The following is a 13,847-nucleotide window of genomic DNA, read 5'->3' as shown; positions in this document are numbered from 1 at the left end:
GTCGCGTCGTCGGCTCTCGTGGTGCGGGCAGCCGGGGTCGAACCGGCACAGCGCTTGCGCACCGAGGGATTTTAAGTCCCTTGCGTCTACCAATTCCGCCATGCCCGCTTGATCCAACGAGATCAATCACTTAAGTCCCTTGCCGGCCGTCTGGAATTGGCACTTGGTGGGCCGGAGGGGCGGTTCTTCCTTAAGCGAGCCGGCCGCACAAGGCAAAGCCTCAATCCGGACACCGGGTGCTGCTTTAGGCATTCTCAATCCACGGGGACTATTCATCCGGCATGCCTGTTTCGTTTCCCTCCCGCTGTCGCCCCGTGCGTACGCTGCTTCCGCTGGCCTTGCTCTGTGCGGCGCTCGGCGGCTGCGCGAGCGTCAGCGACACCATCAGCCCGGCCTTCGCCGATCCGGCGCGCTATGACCTCTGGGATTGCAAGCAACTTGCGCCCGAGCGCAAGAATCTCGTCAAGCGCATCGCGGACCTCGAGCGATTGATGGCCAAGGCCGAGACCGGTGCGGGTGGCGCCGTGGTGGTCGAACTCGCCTATCGCAATGACTACATCGCCGCGCGGGGACAGCAGAAGCTGATGGAGGAGACCTGGGCCAAGAACAGGTGCCGCGAAAGCGATATGGAAGCGGCTGAGCCGCCCGCTAAGCCGGCGGCTCCGCCCGCGCCGGCAGTTGCCGCCAAGCCGTCCAGATCGAAGTCAGGCGGCGCCGTCAACTGACGTGCTACGCCCGCCAACCGTAGATCCAGTCCTGCCGCGCCAGCATGCGTTCCGGGCCGAGCGCGCGGACCGCAAGGTCGCGTGCGTAGGCGAGCGGCCCGCTGAGATGATAGATGCGGCCCTGCTGCCGCGCGGTCCGCTGCATCCGCCGCACACGCGCCTGGCGCGTACGGCCGTATTGTCTCAGCGCAGCGGTGATGCCCGCGGTGCTCTCGGCGACCTCGAGGCTCAAATGCTGCGCGAGCACCGCGGCATCCTCGACCGCCATGCCGGCGCCCTGGGCCGCAAACGGCAGCATCGCATGCACGGCGTCGCCGAGCAGCGCGACCGGGCCTTTGCTCCAGGGGCAGTCGTCGGGCACGCCGAACAGCGCCCATTTCCGCCAGCTATCGACGGTGGCGAGCATCATGCGCGCCGGCGGCGGCCAGCGCGGCGCGGCGAAGGCGTCCATCACCTCGCGGGGATCGCCGGGCGTGCTCCAGCCCGGCCTGTTCCAGGTGCCCGGAAGCACCGCGACCACGTTGATCTGGCGTCCGCCCGCGATCGGGTAGGCGACGAGATGGGCGTTCGGGCCCATCCAGAGCTGGACCCGACGCGCGGTGTAGTCCTTGGGCAGTTGCGTGGCATCGAGCGTGCCGCGCCAGGCGATCAGACCGGAGAAGCGCGGCTGCACCTCGGGAAACAGATGCTGGCGCACCGTCGACCAGATGCCGTCGGCGCCGATCAGCGCACTGGCAAGGTCGCTGCGCCGGATCGTGCCGCTGCGGTGGACGACCGTCAGCCCCTTGGTGTGAGGCGCGACGTCTTCGAAGGTCGCGCCGAGTTTCAGGTCGATATCGGGATGGTCGGAGACTGCACCGGCGAGGGCGGATTGCAGGTCGGCGCGGTGCACCACCCAATAGGGAGCGCCGGCGCGCGCGGCGGCTTCTCCCAGCGGCATGCGCAAAAGCTCGCCGCCGGCCCGCGCGCTCATGATCGAGACCGCCTCCGGGATCACGGCGCGGAGCTTGAGGCGCTCGGCGAGGCCGAGCTCGACCAGCACGCGGCTGGCATTGGGGGAGAGTTGCAGACCGGCGCCGACTTCCTCGAGCTGCTCGGCCTTTTCCAGCACGACGATGCGGAAGCCGCGGGCCGCGAGCGCAAGCGCAGCCGTCAGTCCACCGATGCCGGCACCGGCGATGACAATCGTTCGGGAGAGCGCCACCCCTGACCGATGGACGCGGTCAGGCCACCTTGTCCTTCAGGACGCATTCCGGCGGACGGGCTTCGCCCGCCTTCAGGTCCGCGGCGAAACGGTACAGCGTCGAGCAGTAGGGACAGATGATCTCGTTGTCGTTGCCGAGGTCGAGGAAGACGTGCGGATGATCGAACGGAGGGTTGGCGCCCACGCACATGAACTCTTGCGAGCCGATTTCGATGACGGGGACACCGGCATCGTTATGGAAGTGCGGGACGACATGGTCGGACATCGTAACTCATCCTGGAGTGGCAATGGCGGCAGACACAATCACCACTGCCGCGGCATTATTAAGGCGCCGCGGACCATACTGGCGGGTGTAGATGATTGCTAGTCCAGCGGAACCAAAAGCTCCGCAATGCCCCATGCTCATTTGCTCATGCAAATTCGACACAATCTTGCGGCCTGAGAGAAGCCCTTCTTTCGTCGGGGACGTTGTGTCGCAATTTTGGCATACTATGTCTGTGGACGCGCGTAATTGCGACCAATGACGACTCAATCGTCAACGATTTCAGGACCGTCCGGGTTTTCCACATGAAGTGGCTGCGAATCAGCACAGCGTTGACCGGTTTTGTTGCGTGCAGCTTCATGCTCGCGCAGGTTGCGCCGCACGCCCGTGAGGCCGGCGCGATCCTCGCCGCGCAGGATGATCCGGCCGTGCTCTCCGAGCTGAAGCTCGATGCGCTGCTGCAGCGGAATGACCGCTTGGTTCAGGACAACATCGAGGCTGCGCTCGCCGCCGGCGATGCCGATCTCGCCGGCAGTTTCGTGGCGCTCGCGCGTGACCGGAACATCGCGTTGCCGGACGACCTCCTGAGCCGCGTGAGCGATGCGGTCAAGGAACAGAATTCCACCTCGTATTTCGCCAAGCGCTTTGCCACCGGCCTCGTCACCGGCAATGCCGACGATGTCGCGAGCCTGTCCGGGACGGTGGCCGGGGATCTCTTCGTGATCGGCGACATCAGGGACGTCGTGCGGGAGGGCAAGCACCTCGCCATGGGCGAGGACACCGATCGCCTGGTGCTCGGCCTCGCGGCGGCCGGCCTTGCGGTGACCGCGGCAACCTATGTGTCCGTCGGTGGCGCTGCGCCCGTGCGCGCCGGGCTGACGCTGGTCAAGGACGCCCGAAAGGTGGGGCGGCTCGGTGAGGGTCTTGCGGTATGGGCCGGACGCTCCGCACGCGAGGTGGTCGATACGCCGATGCTCCAGAACGCCGTGGCCAAGGGCTCCGTGTTCCGCCCCGGTGAGACCGTCAGCGCGATCAAGGCCGCGTTCCGCGCGGAGAAGGCCGGAGCGCTGGTCCGGCTCGGCAAGGACGTGACGCGCGTCGCCGGAAAGACCGGCACGCGCGGGGCGATGGATACGTTGCGGATCGCCGAAGGTCCGAAGGACGTCGCGCGCGCGGCGCGGCTTGCCGAAGCGCAAGGCGGCAAGACGCGCGCGATCATGAAACTGCTCGGCCGCGGCGCGCTGCTGCTCATTGGCGGTGCATTCGATCTGGTGCTCTGGCTGTTCGGTGCGGCACTGACGCTGTTCGGCCTTCTGTCCTCCATCAAGGCGACGACCGAGCGCCTGACCCAGGCCTGGTGCGATCGCAGACGGGCGCGGCGGCTTCGCCGGGCGCAGATCGCGGCCGAAGCCGCTCTGGCGGATGCCGCCACCGCCTGATCGTCATCGCACATCAGGTTGTTGTTTGAGCATGATGTTGCCGAAAAACCGCTGCACAGTTTTCCGGATCGTGCTCTAAAACCAACCATTCCCTTCAAGACCTCACGGAACTGATGATGCCGAGCTTTCACAACGGCGCCGTTGAAATTGCCTATCTCGACGAAGGCGAGGGCGATCCCATCATCCTGGTGCACGGCTTTGCCTCGAGCAAGAACGTGAACTGGGTCTATCCGACCTGGGTCTCTGAGCTGCGCAAGAACGGCCGCCGCGTCATTGCGCTCGACAATCGCGGCCACGGCGAAAGCGCAAAGCTCTACGAGCCCGCGCAGTACTCGATCCCGACCATGGCCGGCGACGTGCTCGCGCTGATGGATCACCTCGCCATCCCGCAGGCCGATCTCATGGGCTATTCGATGGGCGGGCGGATGGCGGCCTGGCTCTCGCTCAACGAGCCGCAGCGCCTGCGTTCGGCAATCCTCGGTGGCATCGGCATCGGCGGCCTGATCGAGGGCACCGGGCCCGGCGAGAACGTGGCCAAGGCGCTGGAAGCGCCCTCGCTCGACGACGTCACTGATCCCGTCGGGCGCACTTTTCGTGCTTTTGCAGACCAAACCCGTTCCGACCGCAAAGCGCTGGCCGCCTGCCTGCGCGGCACGCGCGATCTCATGACGAAGGATGAAGCCGCGCGCATCGACGTGCCCGTGCTGATCGCGGTCGGGAGCACCGACGACGTCGCGGGCTCGGCCAGCGCACTCGGTGCCATCATTCCGGGTTCGGAAGTGCTCGACATTCCGAACCGCGATCACATGCGCGCGGTCGGCGACAAGGTCTATAAGGCCGGCGTGCTCGATTTCCTGTCACGCCGCGGCTGAATCTCGTCCGCGGTTTCGTCGCTGCTCAAGCGCCGCGCCAGTGCCATCAACACCACGAAGGTCGCAACCCACGCCATCCGCGCGCCATAGCGGTCGTGTGGTCCGGAAATCACGCCGCAGATGAAGGCGTTGCCGAGCAGCGCCAGCACGACGGTTGCCGCCAGCAATGTCAGATCGTCGAGCCGGCGGTTTCTGAGCGCCAGCGCGAGGAACGCGACCAGAGCCAGCATCGAGGCCAGCGCGACGGGAACGTGCAGCCAGTTGATATCGTCGAAATTGACAGCCCAGTGCTGCTGGCGCGCCGCGCGCATGGGTGCGACCTGCGCGGGGATGTAACGCTCGATGATGCCATAGGTATGCGGGATCCAGCCATTGGTGCCTTCGCCGGTCGCCACATGCAGCAATTGCTGGCCCATGGCTCTCAAGGCTGCGCCGGCCTGCCACGCCGGATAGTCGGCGAGCGAATGCACGACGATGTAGCCCATCTCGTCGTTCATGCCTTCGAATCGGCCGAGCGTGTTGAACATGCTCTTGCCCCACAGGAACTGGTCGGCGCTCGCCGGTAGTTCATTGCGGTAGGGACAGAGCTTGAAGGCTTCGCGCGGACAGTGATCGCCAAGATAGCGTGCGACGATGCCGTCCTGCATCATGCGGCCGAACGCAACGCCATAGCCGCCGGGCGTCCAGGTCCATTTGCCCGACAAGGCATGGTTCGCCGACATCAGCATCAGGCCGCCGGCGACGATGGTGAGGCTCGCTTGAGCCAATCCGGCGATGGGAAGCCGGCGCCCCAGCAACGGCCGCGCCATCCAGCCGGCGACGCAGAGCCCGAGCAGCACGCCGAGCGTGGCGCTGTGGGTCGCGGCAGCAAAGGCGGTGAAGACGAACAGCGAGTTTTTTTCGAGCGCCGAGGTCCGCTGTCCACCGACCACCAGCAGGAACAGCGACAGCACCCCCAATCCGGCGAAAATGTCGGTCAGCAGCATGCTCGCGAGCCAGGGCAGCGCAGTCGACAGGATCAGAAGCAGGCTGATCGCGACGAAGCGGAACGTCTGCATCAGGCCGAGCACGCGCAAAGTGAGCTGCACCAGCCACAGCGTCGCCAGCGACTGGACCGCGAGGTTGATCCAGAAACCAGAACTCTCGCCATAGTGCAGATAGATGCCGAATACGGTGGAGCGGCTCGGGACGAGATAGCCCTCGTACCAGCGCGCCAGATAGCCGCCGGTATCCCATTGCAACAGCGGATAGCCATTCCAGAACGCCGGCGCGATCAACAGAAGCGGCAAGGCCATCGCGGCCAGCCGCGGCCAGAATGAGCCCGCGGCGGCCGCGCGCAAATGATCGGTGGTGCTGGTCAAATCCGCTCCGTCCTCACTCGGACCATGCCCGCAATAGTCGTTGAGGCGGAATTCACCAATAGTTTGACGCCGCCAGGCTTGAATTCGGCAAAACCCTGACCATTTTGAGCCGACCTTGCTGCCTGGAGCGTCAGAAGAATTGTTGTGATTCAACGGGTTGGCATGCTTTCGCGGGGCAACGCACTGTTCACTCTCAGGCAAGCCCGTCAGGACTTTGTCGGCTAGACTGTGTTATAGAACCAGCGAAACGAGCCAATTCGAAAGAGCAGATCTCATGGCAGTGCATCAGGTCAATCCGGGAGGAAAGCTCGCAACGCTTGATCCGATCTGGGATCGGGTCCGCGGCGAGGCGGAGGACATCGTCCATCGCGAGCCGGAGCTTGCGACCTTCATCTATTCGACGGTGCTGCATCACAGCCGTCTGGAAGATGCGGTGATCCATCGTGTCGCCGACCGTCTCGATCACTCCGCGCTGTCGGGCGATCTCGTGCGCCAGACCTATGACGAGGCGCTGCGCGACGATCCAGATCTCGGCAACGCCTTCCGCGCCGATCTCGTCGCCGTCTACGACCGCGACCCCGCGACCTCGCGCTTCATCGATCCCTTGCTCTATTTCAAGGGCTTCCATGCCATCCAGACCCATCGCCTCGCGCATTGGCTCTATCTGAAGGGTCGCAAGGATTTTGCGTATTATCTGCAGAGCCGGGCGTCTGCGGTGTTCCAGACCGACATCAATCCCGCCGCACGGATCGGCCGCGGCATCTTTCTCGATCACGCCACCGGTTTCGTCTGCGGTGAGACGGCGCTCATCGAGGACGACGTCTCGATCCTGCATGGCGTCACGCTGGGCGGCACCGGCAAGGAGAATGAGGACCGCCATCCGAAGATCCGTCACGGCGTCCTGATCGGCGCCGGCGCAAAGATCCTTGGCAACATCGAGATCGGTCATTGCGCGCGCATCGCGGCGGGCTCGGTCGTGGTCAAGCCCGTGCCGCACAACGTTACAGTCGCTGGCGTGCCTGCCAAGGTGGTCGGCGAAGCCGGCTGCGCCGAGCCGTCGCGCACCATGGATCAGATGATCAACGCCATGGGACTGTGAGACGGAGCTTTGAGCTTGTCAGAAGGGCCGGATTTCCGGCCCTTTCGTCCCAAATTCTTTGGCGATTCATGCTGGCGGTTCGTCGCGTCTCGTCCTAAAACCCCGCCAACCCAGATTTCGATTGGAGACTTGCCGTGGACGTCAAGGAAGTAAGAAAGCTCGACGCGTATCTGAAACGCGTATTCGGCAATTCCAAGATCCGCGTCGTGCCGCGGCCGAAGAAGGATGATTCCGCCGAGGTCTATATCGGCGAGGAATTCATCGGCGTGCTCTTCGTCGACGACGAGGACGATGATCGCTCGTTCCAGTTCCAGATGGCGATCCTCGAGGACGATCTCGTCGATCAGGAATAGTTGTTACACGGAGACTTCGGCTTCGTGCCCCGGACGCAGCGCAGCGCCCCCGGCGATGCGAAGCATCGTCCGGCGCTGGATTCCGCTTCTGCGCAGCAGCGTAAGAACGCTGCAGCGCGTCCGGGACACGCGAGCTGCGAATGCAGCGCCCCTCTATGCCGTGATCGCTTCGCTTCCGCCGCCGCTCTTCGAGCAGAACAAGTCGCTCGCAATGACGAGCATGAGCTCCGCGGCTGCGTAACTCTACTTTTGTGCAAGAATGCGCAGCCGTGCCGTTGCATCGGCAACTACGATGCCATGCGCATCGACGAGCTCGGCGTGCAGAGCCATCTCGCGCTACTGCGTACGAGCAGTTTCTCTGCTGCACGGCTCGCTCGCGTCAATTGCCGCTGGTTCTTGTCGCTCGGCGAGGTGCGACATTTCTCGGCTCAGTCAATCTGCTCTCTAGTGAGATGACGATGCGCCCTGCGCTTTCGCCATGGATGGCGCAGCTGTTCGTTCATGACACAGCGCGCGGTCGAGGGGTTGGAAATGCTCTCATCGATGCTGCTGCCACTTGCGCCGCGAAACTCGGCTACCCTCGGCTATATCTCTACACGTCGGGGACCTTGCCGAGCTACTATGCTTCACGCGGCTGGCAAGCGATCGAGCAGCTCGAATACCTCGGTAAAACACGCACGGTGATGGCATTCGATCTTGGCGCGCAATGACGCCGCGCGCTTCGCAGTCCCGTAGCTCGATCTCATGTCAAGAACCCGCAGTCGCGCCCTTGCATTAGCAACGATGACGCCGCCCGCATCGACGAGCTCGGTCTGCACGACCATGTCGCGATCAGTGCGTTCCACGATCCGCGCACGCGCCGCGATGGAGTCAACCGCGGCGGGGAGTTAGGAACGCATGATGGCATCATGCGCCTGTTTTGCCCGACGGGTCAAGGCGTGATTCGAAAAATACGAAAAAGCTCGACGGTGCCGATGCTTGGCTACTGTGCATGGGGTTGTTTTCGCAGTTATTGTTTTAAGCAGCCCAAGCCGATCTCACGGCAGGGCCGGGAGGCCGCGCCTAGCCCTTCGGCCCGCGCAACTGCGCGGTCAGCCGGTCCATCGCTTCCGCGGCGTCTCGCCATTGCGAGAGCCAGCTCCGCGGAAAGCGGAAGGTGAGGTCGGCGCCGCCGACGCGGCGTTCGGACAGGCACATGCCCGGCGTGGCCGCATCGCGCGTGCAGCGCGCGGTGAGCGCGGGGTTTGCGGCAGAATAGAAATCCTCGCTGCCGTAAGGCGTATCGGCGCGGAACATCCGCATCGTCAGCCCGTCCTCGGGCGTCGCCGCGGCTTGGTCGAGATAGCGCGGATAGATCGTGGCGCTGCGCTGCTCGGGCGAGAGCGCATCGCGGTGCGCGGCGATCGACAGGAAGATGCGGTCGATCGGCTGCATCGCCGCATCCACGCTGTCGGCGGTGACGTGCTTCGGCGCGCCCGGCGGCTCGAGCGAAGGGTACAGGAAGTCGAGATCGATCCGCTCCTGCGGCCCGGAGTGACGCTGGATCTTCATGCGGATCGCAGTGGTCGGCAGGTTGAACAGCGTGCCGCCGACGCTCACCGGCAGCTTGTCCGGGGCGTTCGCGCCGCTCGGGCCCCAGGTCGGCCACAACAAATAGGCGACGAGCGCGACCGCGCACGCCGCGGCAGCGCTGCCGAGCACGATCGGGACGACGTGTGCCCGGGTGCGCGTCCGGGGAGACTGAGGAGAGGTTGCCGAAAACACCGTCATGAGCCGCACGAATGAGCCGGAAGTCGGCCGATGGCCGAATCAGCGGCGAATATGCCACGCGGCGGCGATTTCGCGGAGCGTTCGCCGGCTGCGGGGAAGGGAGAGAGGCCCTGCGCGGGACGGCCGGCGACGTTAACCTTCCCTTAAGGATAATGTAGCGTTAACCCGCCCTATTTGTCACAGGAAGGCTCCGGCGTTGCGTAAGGGCGGACCGTTCCGATGACACCTGAAGCTCTCAATACTTTCTTCGCGATCTGCATCGGTTTCGCGCTCGCGGGCGCGCTCGTGAGCGGGTACCAGGCGGTCGCACGGCGGCCCGCCGGCTTCGGTCTGTTGCAGGACGGCGTGGCGCCGAAGACCTTCGCGGCGGTTCCGTTCCTGGTGTTCGCGGCGCCCTTTCTCATCATGCGAAATACCCTGCGCGGCATGCAGCTGGAGAGCCGCCGCGTCGAATTCGTGATGATGGCGACCGTCATCGCCGGCTTCTGGAGCATGATGAGCGGCACCTTCGTCCTGATGACGCTACGCGCGGCCGGCGTTTTGGTCTGATGCGCGCCCTCTAAGGGCTGCCTGCGCGGCGGCCCTTTGCGTCAAGGCTGCCGTTTCGCTATGGCTGGGTTTGACGCGACAGGAGACCCTCATGGCGATCTACGAGCTCGACGGGCAGGCGCCCGACCTTCCCGCCGACGGCAATTACTTCATTGCGGAGACCGCCACCGTGATCGGCCGCGTGCGCCTGAAGCCAGGTGCGAGCGTCTGGTTCGGCGCGGTGTTACGCGGCGACAATGAGTGGATCGAGATCGGCGAAGGCGCCAACGTGCAGGACGGCTCGACCTGCCACACCGACCTCGGCTTCCCCCTCGTCATCGGCAGGAACTGCACGGTCGGCCACAACGTCATCCTGCACGGCTGCACCATTGAGGAGGGCGCACTCGTCGGCATGGGCTCCATCGTGATGAATGGCGCCAGGATCGGCCGCAACAGCATCGTCGGCGCCGGCTCCGTCATCACCGAGGGCAAGGAGTTCCCGGAACGGTCCCTGATCATCGGCTCGCCTGCGCGTGTGATCCGCACGCTCGACGACGCCCAGGTGCAGAAGATGGGCAGCGCCGCCAAATTCTATGTCGCCAACGGCCCGCGGTTCAAGAAGGGCCTGAAGCGGATCGACTGAGATGCACGCAGGCCGTGCGCGGCCGGCATCTGGTTCCGTACCGTAAAAATACCAGCCGGAGCTTTAATCCTCCGCTAGCGCATCATGCCTATCATGGAGCGTTTTCAACCAGGAGGAGTGGCGCCATGGATGCCGGTGCGGCGCTGGGATCCGGACTCGGCGCCGGAACCAAGTTCGTGAAAAAGCTCGTTCGCTTCGCTCGCGGCGCGGATACGCTGAGCGTTGCGGAGAAGGTCTACAGCATCGCGGGCTTCCTCGCGATCGTCACCGCCTTCCTGCTCGTGATGTCGATCCAGACCGTCCGCCTGCAGACGACCTACCGCCACATGCACGCCTCCTCGGCGGAGGCCGCGATCAATGTCGGGCGCATCAACACGCTGATCTACGCCATCGTCATGGAATCGCGCGGCATATACATGTCCGCCGATCGCGGCGCGATGAAGCCGTTCGCAGACGGTCTGGTGCGCCGTAACCGCGAACTCGCCGAAGCGGTGAAGAGCATGGAGCGGACCGTCGCCGACGATGATGCCGAGCAAGTCTCGAGCTTCCGCCAGCGCATCGCGCAGTTCATCGAATTTCGCCGGGAGCTGGTGCGGCGCGGCCTGGAGATCAGTCCGGCGGCGGCACGCGAATGGGGCGACAACGATGTCAATCGGACGCTGCGCAACAATCTCAACACCGATCTCGAGGGGCTCGAACGCATCTACAGCCAGCGCGCTCGCGAGGCGGACGAACTTGCCAACGAGAACCGCTATGCGGCCGCCTACCTGTTCGCGCTCGGGCTGGCGACGTTGTTTTTCGCGGGGCTGAACGTCGTCGTCATGCGGGTCTCGGTGGTCGGGGCGCTGGCCGAGATCACGCAAGCTACCGACCGCATTGCCGGCGGCGACATCAAGAGCGAGGTGCCGCATCTCGGCCGTCACGACGAGATCGGACATCTTGCGCGCGCCGTGCAGAACTTCCGCGACGCGGTGGCGCGCATCTTCGAGCTCGAGGAGCTCGAGCTCGGCACTGCGCAGGCGCGCGACGCCGCGATGACCGAGCGCGACAAGTTCAACGACAAGTACCAGGCCAAGAAATGGCAGCTGTCGGCGGCGATCAACAGCATGCCGCAGGGCCTGATCATGCTCGACGGCAAGGCCAATGTGGTCGCGATGAACGCCAACTACCGGCAGATCTACAATCTGCCCGAGACGATCCAGGCTGGATCGACGCTCGAGGAAATCCTCCAGCATAGGGTCGAGAGCGGCTTGTTCAGCGGCAACGTCGCGAAGTTTCTCGCGGCGGTACTCGACCGGATCGCTCGGCGCCAGCCGGCAACCTCTGAACTCGCCTTGAACGACGGACGCATCATCAAGATCTACGAGCGTCCGATGGACGGCGGCGGCTGGGTGTCGGTGCAGGAGGACGTCACCGAACAGCGCCAGCGCGAGCGCATTCTCGAGCGGATGGAGCGCTTTCTCGCCACCATCATCGAGAACGTGGCCGAGGGCATCATCGCCAAGGATGCGCGCAACCTGCGCTACGTCTTCGTCAACAAGGCGGCCGAGAGGATGATCGGCATGTCGCGCGGCGAGATCATCGGCAAGACCGCGCGGGAGTTGTTCTCCCCGGAGGCGGCCGAATTGATCGAGCGGCGCGACAAGCAGCTTCTGGCGCAGAAGCAGCAGCTCGAGCCGATCGTCGATACCATCGACAATCCCGCGCGCGGGCGCCGAGTGATCTCGGCCCGCCGGATCCAGATCGGCGGCGCGGGCGAAGAGTCCCACATGTTCGTGACCATGGTCGAGGACCGGACCGAGAAGATGGTGGCGGCCGCGTAGTCATCGGCGCGCCCCATCCCCGAAGCGGCGCGTCAGCTTCCCTCGGACTCTCGCGCTTCGATCGCGCTTGCGACCTTCTCGTGTCCGGCGGCCCACAGCGCGTGCTCGTCGCTCCCGTCCTGGTACGGATTGGCTTCTGCCGGAATGTTCTCGCGCGCGGCACGTTCGCCTTCGGCAAAGGGATCGCGATCGGTCATCGTGGTTTCGCCTGTCTGCTTTGGCTCGTCGAACGCGAGCAGTTTGCGCATGGTCGTGCCTGCCTTGCCGGTTTCAAGCTGATGCGGCGGCATTTGTTCCGGAACCGGTCTTGGCCGCGGCCGTTGACCGGAGAAGGAGAATTTCCGATGGCCAGATCGCCCGCAATCCGTTCAATCAAGACCGTGATTGTGACTTTCGCCCTTGCCGCGATGCCGGCCGTATCGTTCGCGCAAGCGACCGGCGCCTCTGCGGGATCGGCCGGTGGCGTCACCAATTCTCCGGCTCCGCCGCCCGGCACCAACAGTCTGGGTACCGCCCAATCGTCCGGTACGAATGCCGCACCCGGGGTGACCACCGGCACCGGCGCGGGCGGGGGGACTGATGCCGCGGTCAACGCCGAGAACCGGCTGCTCGACAGGAAGCTCAAGAGCATCTGCCGCGGCTGCTGACGCTTGCGCGGAAGTGAGGCAGCGTGGCTGTCGGGATTGCCCATGGGACGCTAGCTTGGTCCTGCTTTGAGCGTGGAGCGTCCACGCGGAGGATCGAGTGATGTTACGCAAGATGATGATGGCGGCGCTGGCCGTCGCGGTAGTCGGGCTGTCGGCCCCGCAGGCGGCCCAGGCGCGGGGCGGTTTTGGTCACGGTGGTGGTGGCTGGGGTCACGGCGGCCACTGGCGTGGCGGCGGCTTCTGGCCGGGGATTGCGATCGGGGCGGGTATCGCCGGCGCCGGCTACTATGGCGGCTATTACGGCTATGGCTCCCCCTACGGCGATCCCTACTATTATGGTACCGGCTACAACGATGGTTATGGCGGCTGCTACGTCGTGCGGAAGCGCGTCATGACGCCATCGGGCTGGCGTATCCGCCACGTGGATGTCTGCGAATAGGCTCGGCTGTACCCACCAAAAAACAAGGTCGTTGACGCAATATACCGTCAACGACCTTGCCAGCCCCGGACATTGAAATCGGCTCACGCCATCCGGTGACGGCGAGCATCGCTCGGAATCATACGGGCGAATGTGATCCAGTTCACAAGTCAAAAAATTTAAAGCCGCGGCGCCGGCTGCTCAGCCGCGCGAGCGCTTGTGTGCGCTGGCATGGACGCGGTGCCGCGCCGGTTTCCTGCGGGTAACCGAGGGGGTCTCCGTCTCGGTCGCCCGGGCGCTCGCAAAGGACTGCCGAAGGCCGTCGATGGACTCGTTCAACGTTGCGACCTGCTCGGACAGGCGCTTGGTGTCGGCCTGCTGGAATGCGAGCAATCGCTTCACAGTCTGGAGCTGGTCCTGAACGACCTGGAGCTGGTCAATCGATTCCTGCTGGGTTGCCTCCAGCCCCTTGGTCTTCTCGACCAGCTGCTCGGACGCCTGTGCGGTGCGAGCCTGAAGCTGCCGCGATGCCACCACCCGGTCGGTCTCGGGGGTTGAGCCGGTATAGGCGCGCCAGATCGCGATCGAGGTCACGCCGGCGATGAGCAGGAGGAGGGCGGCGGCGGTCTGCGCGATGGGCTGGGCGCCGAGGCGAAGGAAGGAGTTGGACGGTGCGTCCTCTGCGAGATCGATCATCGCTGAC

General features: G+C 64.8%; 17 protein-coding genes and 1 tRNA gene. 10 read left to right on the top strand and 8 right to left on the bottom strand.

Annotation, left to right across the window (positions count from 1 at the left end; translation table 11 throughout):
• Window positions 1–19 precede the first annotated feature (19 nt).
• Window positions 20–108: transfer RNA gene (locus IVA88_RS13220), tRNA-Leu, on the bottom strand.
• A 206-nt stretch (window positions 109–314) separates the two neighbouring features.
• On the opposite strand from IVA88_RS13220, the gene IVA88_RS13215 reads away from it, so the two are divergent.
• Window positions 315–725 (top strand): twin-arginine translocation pathway signal, encoded by a 411-nt coding sequence (locus tag IVA88_RS13215; protein WP_247497681.1) that lies wholly within the window; start codon window positions 315–317, stop codon window positions 723–725.
• Window positions 726–729: 4 nt separating this feature from the next.
• On the opposite strand, the gene IVA88_RS13210 is transcribed toward IVA88_RS13215, so the two are convergent.
• Together IVA88_RS13210 and IVA88_RS13205 are read right to left on the bottom strand one after the other, a co-directional pair.
• Window positions 730–1,929 (bottom strand): FAD-dependent monooxygenase, encoded by a 1,200-nt coding sequence (locus tag IVA88_RS13210; protein WP_247497680.1) that lies wholly within the window; start codon window positions 1,927–1,929, stop codon window positions 730–732.
• A gap of 19 nt (window positions 1,930–1,948) precedes the next feature.
• The gene (locus IVA88_RS13205; RefSeq protein ID WP_007602543.1) at window positions 1,949–2,194 is read right to left on the bottom strand and encodes a zinc-finger domain-containing protein; all 246 of its coding nucleotides are present in this window, start codon (window positions 2,192–2,194) and stop codon (window positions 1,949–1,951) included.
• Window positions 2,195–2,496: 302 nt separating this feature from the next.
• On the opposite strand from IVA88_RS13205, the gene IVA88_RS13200 reads away from it, so the two are divergent.
• Together IVA88_RS13200 and IVA88_RS13195 are read left to right on the top strand one after the other, a co-directional pair.
• Entirely contained in the window at window positions 2,497–3,630 is a 1,134-nt protein-coding gene (locus tag IVA88_RS13200) for a hypothetical protein (RefSeq protein ID WP_247497679.1), read from the top strand.
• A 116-nt stretch (window positions 3,631–3,746) separates the two neighbouring features.
• Complete coding sequence (locus tag IVA88_RS13195) at window positions 3,747–4,502, top strand: alpha/beta hydrolase (RefSeq protein WP_247497678.1); 756 nt, start codon at window positions 3,747–3,749, stop codon at window positions 4,500–4,502.
• Here the strand turns inward: IVA88_RS13195 and IVA88_RS13190 are convergent.
• On the bottom strand, window positions 4,460–5,863 hold the full coding sequence (locus IVA88_RS13190; RefSeq protein ID WP_247497677.1) for a hypothetical protein: 1,404 nt from the start codon (window positions 5,861–5,863) through the stop codon (window positions 4,460–4,462). The genes IVA88_RS13195 and IVA88_RS13190 overlap by 43 nt on opposite strands.
• Before the next feature lie 274 nt (window positions 5,864–6,137).
• Between IVA88_RS13190 and cysE the strand changes: the two genes are divergently transcribed.
• Complete coding sequence (cysE, locus tag IVA88_RS13185; protein WP_247497676.1) at window positions 6,138–6,962, top strand: serine O-acetyltransferase; 825 nt, start codon at window positions 6,138–6,140, stop codon at window positions 6,960–6,962.
• Window positions 6,963–7,096: 134 nt separating this feature from the next.
• Window positions 7,097–7,315: a DUF3126 family protein gene (locus IVA88_RS13180; RefSeq protein ID WP_027567779.1), complete on the top strand. Its 219-nt coding sequence runs from the start codon at window positions 7,097–7,099 to the stop codon at window positions 7,313–7,315.
• A gap of 626 nt (window positions 7,316–7,941) precedes the next feature.
• Here the strand turns inward: IVA88_RS13180 and IVA88_RS13175 are convergent.
• Together IVA88_RS13175 and IVA88_RS13170 are read right to left on the bottom strand one after the other, a co-directional pair.
• On the bottom strand, window positions 7,942–8,139 hold the full coding sequence (locus tag IVA88_RS13175; RefSeq protein WP_247497675.1) for a hypothetical protein: 198 nt from the start codon (window positions 8,137–8,139) through the stop codon (window positions 7,942–7,944).
• 238 nt (window positions 8,140–8,377) lie between these two features.
• Window positions 8,378–9,085 (bottom strand): hypothetical protein, encoded by a 708-nt coding sequence (locus IVA88_RS13170; protein ID WP_247497674.1) that lies wholly within the window; start codon window positions 9,083–9,085, stop codon window positions 8,378–8,380.
• A gap of 219 nt (window positions 9,086–9,304) precedes the next feature.
• Between IVA88_RS13170 and IVA88_RS13165 the strand changes: the two genes are divergently transcribed.
• The 3 genes from IVA88_RS13165 (at window position 9,305) to IVA88_RS13155 (ending at window position 12,079) form a co-directional block, all read left to right on the top strand.
• The gene (locus IVA88_RS13165; protein ID WP_247497673.1) at window positions 9,305–9,634 is read left to right on the top strand and encodes a hypothetical protein; all 330 of its coding nucleotides are present in this window, start codon (window positions 9,305–9,307) and stop codon (window positions 9,632–9,634) included.
• Window positions 9,635–9,725: 91 nt separating this feature from the next.
• Window positions 9,726–10,256: a gamma carbonic anhydrase family protein gene (locus tag IVA88_RS13160; protein ID WP_247497672.1), complete on the top strand. Its 531-nt coding sequence runs from the start codon at window positions 9,726–9,728 to the stop codon at window positions 10,254–10,256.
• Between the two features lie 125 nt (window positions 10,257–10,381).
• Complete coding sequence (locus tag IVA88_RS13155) at window positions 10,382–12,079, top strand: PAS-domain containing protein (protein ID WP_247497671.1); 1,698 nt, start codon at window positions 10,382–10,384, stop codon at window positions 12,077–12,079.
• 32 nt (window positions 12,080–12,111) lie between these two features.
• Here the strand turns inward: IVA88_RS13155 and IVA88_RS13150 are convergent, their stop codons facing one another.
• Window positions 12,112–12,327 carry a hypothetical protein gene (locus IVA88_RS13150; RefSeq protein ID WP_247498025.1) on the bottom strand — a complete coding sequence of 72 codons (216 nt, stop codon included), beginning with the start codon at window positions 12,325–12,327 and terminating at the stop codon, window positions 12,112–12,114.
• Window positions 12,328–12,423: 96 nt separating this feature from the next.
• On the opposite strand from IVA88_RS13150, the gene IVA88_RS13145 reads away from it, so the two are divergent.
• Both IVA88_RS13145 and IVA88_RS13140 read left to right on the top strand, forming a co-directional pair.
• Window positions 12,424–12,726, top strand: coding sequence for a hypothetical protein (locus tag IVA88_RS13145; protein ID WP_247497670.1), 303 nt, complete (start codon window positions 12,424–12,426; stop codon window positions 12,724–12,726).
• Between the two features lie 100 nt (window positions 12,727–12,826).
• A complete protein-coding gene (locus tag IVA88_RS13140) occupies window positions 12,827–13,165 on the top strand; it encodes a hypothetical protein (RefSeq protein WP_247497669.1) in 339 nt (112 codons plus the stop codon).
• A 180-nt stretch (window positions 13,166–13,345) separates the two neighbouring features.
• Here the strand turns inward: IVA88_RS13140 and IVA88_RS13135 are convergent, their stop codons facing one another.
• Window positions 13,346–13,840, bottom strand: coding sequence for a hypothetical protein (locus tag IVA88_RS13135; protein ID WP_247497668.1), 495 nt, complete (start codon window positions 13,838–13,840; stop codon window positions 13,346–13,348).
• Window positions 13,841–13,847 lie beyond the last annotated feature (7 nt).

This window comes from Bradyrhizobium sp. 149 (assembly GCF_023073915.1).
Classification (GTDB): Bacteria; Pseudomonadota; Alphaproteobacteria; order Rhizobiales; family Xanthobacteraceae; genus Bradyrhizobium.
This window is presented reverse-complemented; position numbering and strand designations above follow the sequence as displayed.